Below are 4,595 nucleotides of genomic sequence, written 5' to 3'. Positions count from 1 at the left end.
GATTTTGAGCGGGACGGATCATGACGAACGGCTCCGTAGTTCCGGGGTCTGGCGTAGTAAGGTTCTTAATCTGGACATACAGCCGCCCAACTGCATCCCCCATAGCCCCGCCATCTTCAGCAAAGGGAAGTAGGGCCTGTTTTAGAAGATCGGCCTGATCTTCCTGAAGCCTATCTTTGCGGGTCTTAAGGCGGGTGACATTCCGCATGTGGGGAACCTCTGTATAGGGGTCGAATAGGACGCACACTGTGCGTTTTTATAGACGCACACTGTGCGTCCTATTGGCAAGCCATATTTTGCGGATTTCCAAAGAAAATCGATCATCCGCTAATCCCTAGATAGAATAAAGATATTTATTCCCCCCTATGGCCCCCCCTTAAAACAGTGGAAAACTAACTTTTTAGGCTTGTTTTGGCACCTTTTGAGCGGGCTACCACGCTCCCGTTTCACTCTCGTCCAAAACCTGCAAGGCTGAAAAAACGGGCAAGAGAAAATGGCTCAGGAAGCAATGAAGGGGCTAGTAGGCTTTCCCGACCCTGTGATGGTCAGGGAATATACCAGCCAGCCGTTCCACTCGGGATGGAATAAGGGATGCAGACGCTCTGACCATGTTGTTGTTCGATCTTCCAGCCCTCGCCTTTACAACTAGCCAGCATATTGAGGCTACCGAGCTGATCGAGATTATAGGCCCGTTGTCCGGACGGAGTATTAGCCCAGGACGCGGCGGCCTTTTCGTCACGGGCTGTCTGATACCCTTCCGCCTGCCCTTTTTTGGTTCCAGCCTGCTGACCGAAGAAATACCCTCCGCCAAACGCCATCAGAACGATCAGGAGAGCTGTCAGGCCCGTCCAGAGTAGAGATGAACGTATTTTCGTCTGACTGGCCTGTAGCGCGTCCTGTGAGGCTCCTGTGACCTGCTTGATCGCGTCCTGTAATTCGGTCGACAGGGTGTTTTCCTGCCGGTTGCGCTCGGACTGGCTGATCTGAACGCTGCGAAGGAGCCGGTTCGTCTCCGCCATTTTCCGGCCGAGCTGGTCGAACGCGGCCAGCCCGTCATCCAGTTCGCTATCAGCGCTCACGAATGGCGTCAGGCGTGAGTTTCGCTTGCAAGGTCATGGCCGCGATCATGCCCGAGCGGCTTTCACTGGAAGCTCTGGCAAGAGCGTCCAGTCGTTCCAGGACGCGGCGGGGAAGGGAGATGTTCGCCCGTTCCACCCGGTCATCGAGAATAGCGGGGTCGATGGTGACGAAACCGACGGTCCAGCCCTGATAGTCTGGATTGTTCTGGATTGCATCGAGTGTGCTGGGAGAAGGAACAGCGTCTCCCGCGTCCAGTGTTGCGTCGATCCATGCCGCTGCGGCTTCTTCCGCGCTGGAAATGGCTTCGTCGAGTGTGTCGCCTGCCGAAAAGCAGCCGGGGAGGTCAGGAAAGACAACGCCAAATGCCGTTGTTTCGCTGCCCCGTTCGATCACGACCGGATAGCGCATGATGATCCTCCTAGATGCCCGCCTGTTTGCGGATGGCGGCGACCAGTCCGGTTCCCAGGTCCTTTTTGGGATGAGGGACAACCACGATCCCCGGTCGCGACGGATGTTTGAAAACGTTGTGTGAACCGCGCACGCGATCCAGTTTCCAGCCTGCTTTTTCCAGCTCACGGATCAGAACGGCGCTTTTCATTTACACATCATACACACGCTAAGAGTCTCGTTCAATAGAAACTGGCTTCTGCCAGCCCTCGAACGCCTTCTGGTCATGGTCGCGGGTGATGCGTTTCATCAGTTCGTCAATGACCCGGCCGAAGCGTTCATCCTTCCCGGCCGCGTCGATCAGCAGCCCCCCGAGAATGACCTTGCGGCGGGTGTCCAGCTTGCGTTCCTCGGCGTTCTGTCTGGCGAGTAAAGCCTGATACCGGGCCTTGGCCTGCTCGACCTGCTGTTTTGCCTTCTCGATGGGTGTCATTTTTCCTCCCGCACCAAGTGGGTGCAATGGTCTGTTGTGATTTCCATTCCCGCGTGCCCCTGTTGAGAATAACCGATTTTTCGGAAGTTTCCTTGATTCCTCGTAGAGGACAAACAACCCTTGCGACGAAGGAGTGAAGGGCGCACTTTAGCATTGTTCCAATGCGTGCGTCAGGGACGTTCCTTCCCTGAACCCTTTCTGAACGGAGAGAGGCGTGGCGATCTATCATCTGTCCGTCAAATCCATCTCGCGTTCGGCCGGTCGCAGCGTCGTGGCTGCTGCTGCCTATCGTGCCGGTCAGGAACTGACGGACGAGCGGCAGGGCCTGACGCACGACTACACCCGCAAGCAGGGGGTGGAGGATGCGTTCATCGTGGCTCCGGATGGCGCGGACTGGGCGCAGGACCGAAATGCCCTATGGAATGCCGCCGAGGGGGCCGAGAAGCGGAAGGACGCTAAGACCGGCCGGGAATACGAGTTGGCGTTACCGGCCGAACTGGACGCGGGCGCACGGAAGGAACTGGCCCGGGATTTCGCTCGTGAACTGGTGGCGCGGTACGGGGTGGTGGCCGATGTGGCGATCCATGAACCTGGCCGGGAAGGGGACAACCGGAACCATCACGCGCATATCCTGACAACGACCCGGACGGTCGGGGCGGACGGGATGGGGGCAAAGACGCGGGTTCTGGATGTGGCCAGTACCGCCTCGGCCGAGATCGAGCATATGCGGGCTGTGTGGGCACGCCAGGTGAACGCGGCGCTGGAATGGCACCAGGTCGAACAGCGGGTGGATCACCGGAGCTTCGAGCGTCAGGGGAAGGAGCAGGAGCCGACCCGGCACATGGGCGTGTCAGCGACCGCCCTAGAGCGTCAGGCAGCCCGCGAGATCCCCGGCCGGGAGCCTGTGACGGATCTCGGGAAGCAGAATGCGGAGATCCGCGAACGGAACGGGGTGCTGGAAACGGCCCGTAAGGCCGTGGAGAAGGCGCAGGAGCTGTTCTCCGGACTTGAGAAGAAAGCGCGGCAGGCGGTCGGTCTGGCTCGGAAGATCGGGCAGCGGATGGAGCGGGAGAGGGAGGTCGAACGCCAGAGGAAGGAACTGGAACGTCAGGCCGAGATCAGGCGGGAAATGCAGAGGCAGCAGGAAATTCGAGCGGCCGAAGAAGTTCAAAAAGCTCTTGAACTGGAGTATCATCGGCGGCCCAAGGAGCTGAAGAAAATGATATCAGGACCATCACGAGATCGAGGTCCTAGTCTTTAATTTCCGGTATCTATTGAAAAATTATATGTGATAATTTTGTAGCCATTGCGATCTATGTCTGCAATTTCATTTTTGTCCCATGTTGAATGATATGCAGCTTCTATAGAAGAATTAATAAAATCTTGGTTTGTATTTTTATCAATAGGTAAGCATTCATTTGTTGACCACAAACCGTAATTATCTTCGTGCATTTTGCAAGATAATTTTACTGATCCTTGCGTGTTGGATTCTATTTCATTTTGAGGATACACTAAATTGGCTTTAACGGCGTGTCTTGGTTCTCCTAGAGAACCTGAGCCGTCTATATCAATGTTGCTATCTTCATATTTTAAAATTCGAAATGTAGGGGCAACTACAAGTGCACCCATGGTCGATGTGTATCTATATGGGGTAGTTCCTATAACGATGGCATTATGACCATATTTCACATGTTCATTTGGATCGAAAAATATAACGGGAGTACGATTACCATTTAATTGAGATATCGTAGATATTAATAGAGTATTATTGTTTATCCATTGAATATCTTGGAATGGAGAGTTTACTTCAGTAAAGTAGCATTTACCTTTAACTTCGTATGGGTCTGGGAAGGAGTTCATTGTCGGTGATTGTTGCGGGTATCCGTTGCAAATATCGTAAATACTTTTTTGATTTCTTTTTATTTTTTTTGTTTCCTTTATCGACTGATTTTCGCCAGTCATATCGCTTACTAAGCTACCTAGTATTCTATCATTTTCTGCCAATCCGGCCTTTATGCAGTAAGGTCTTAAGTTTTTGTTTTTACTAAAAATATCAGAGCATTTTTTTATGATATAAGGGACAGCACCAATCTTCTCTACATCAGGTTCATTTTCTGAAAACATGTTATGAGGAATTGATGCGCCTGTTTTTGCAGCCGATTGTTCAGGAGTTAGTTCATTTGAATATGATTTATTAATAAATATAAAAATTAAAGCAAAAAAATATATAGTTATTTTGTTTGTTTTCATTTTTTCAATCCTTTAGTTAAAAACTAATTTTTCCCTCCCAATAAAACTTCAAGTTTTGTTCCTGGCCTTGGAATTAGTGATAGTTCTTCTTGTGTAGCTCGACTACCTACTTCGGCGACGTGTTTGTTCATGTAGTAGCGGACTAGACCCGGGCCACGCATGCCCGCCACTTTTTCACGTTCGGAGAAGATGGCGCCGAACGTCACCAGTTCGTTCATGATTTGGCTAACATCACTGCCTCTGATGCCAACTTGTTCCGCGATCTCTTCGCGTGTCAGCATGACTTGCCCTGTGTGCGGCATGAGATGATCGAACAGGAGCGTCCAGACAGAGACGGCCTTCATAGGACGCTTACTGTTTTCCATGAGCCAGAGGGTAACAGCGC

The 4,595-nt window shown here is 52.1% G+C and carries 6 protein-coding genes and 2 pseudogenes; 1 reads left to right on the top strand and 7 read right to left on the bottom strand.

Translation table 11 applies throughout. The features are described from left to right. The 5 genes and pseudogenes from GFJ39_RS14370 to GFJ39_RS13580 all read right to left on the bottom strand — a co-directional run. A pseudogene (locus GFJ39_RS14370) lies at nucleotides 1-208 on the bottom strand (hypothetical protein); the annotation flags it as partial. A gap of 337 nt (nucleotides 209-545) precedes the next feature. Next, the gene (locus GFJ39_RS13595) at nucleotides 546-1,079 is read right to left on the bottom strand and encodes a replication protein (protein WP_325062954.1); all 534 of its coding nucleotides are present in this window, start codon (nucleotides 1,077-1,079) and stop codon (nucleotides 546-548) included. Beyond that, the gene (locus GFJ39_RS13590; protein ID WP_153431960.1) at nucleotides 1,069-1,488 is read right to left on the bottom strand and encodes a type II toxin-antitoxin system HicB family antitoxin; all 420 of its coding nucleotides are present in this window, start codon (nucleotides 1,486-1,488) and stop codon (nucleotides 1,069-1,071) included. The genes GFJ39_RS13595 and GFJ39_RS13590 overlap by 11 nt, the downstream gene beginning before the upstream one ends. 10 nt (nucleotides 1,489-1,498) lie before the next feature. Further along, nucleotides 1,499-1,678 (bottom strand): type II toxin-antitoxin system HicA family toxin, encoded by a 180-nt coding sequence (locus GFJ39_RS13585; protein WP_153431958.1) that lies wholly within the window; start codon nucleotides 1,676-1,678, stop codon nucleotides 1,499-1,501. 18 nt (nucleotides 1,679-1,696) lie between these two features. After that, entirely contained in the window at nucleotides 1,697-1,960 is a 264-nt protein-coding gene (locus GFJ39_RS13580) for a mobilization protein (RefSeq protein ID WP_153431956.1), read from the bottom strand. 214 nt (nucleotides 1,961-2,174) lie between these two features. On the opposite strand from GFJ39_RS13580, the gene mobQ reads away from it, so the two are divergent. Beyond that, entirely contained in the window at nucleotides 2,175-3,221 is a 1,047-nt protein-coding gene (mobQ, locus tag GFJ39_RS13575; RefSeq protein WP_325062953.1) for a MobQ family relaxase, read from the top strand. On the opposite strand, the gene GFJ39_RS13570 is transcribed toward mobQ, so the two are convergent. Next, nucleotides 3,218-4,210, bottom strand: coding sequence for a hypothetical protein (locus tag GFJ39_RS13570; RefSeq protein WP_153431954.1), 993 nt, complete (start codon nucleotides 4,208-4,210; stop codon nucleotides 3,218-3,220). The genes mobQ and GFJ39_RS13570 overlap by 4 nt on opposite strands. A gap of 23 nt (nucleotides 4,211-4,233) precedes the next feature. Continuing rightward, a pseudogene (locus GFJ39_RS13565) lies at nucleotides 4,234-4,595 on the bottom strand (hypothetical protein); the annotation flags it as partial.

The sequence above is a fragment of the Gluconobacter aidae genome, from assembly GCF_009547075.1.
In the GTDB taxonomy this organism is placed as follows: Bacteria; Pseudomonadota; Alphaproteobacteria; order Acetobacterales; family Acetobacteraceae; genus Gluconobacter; species Gluconobacter aidae.
This window is presented reverse-complemented; position numbering and strand designations above follow the sequence as displayed.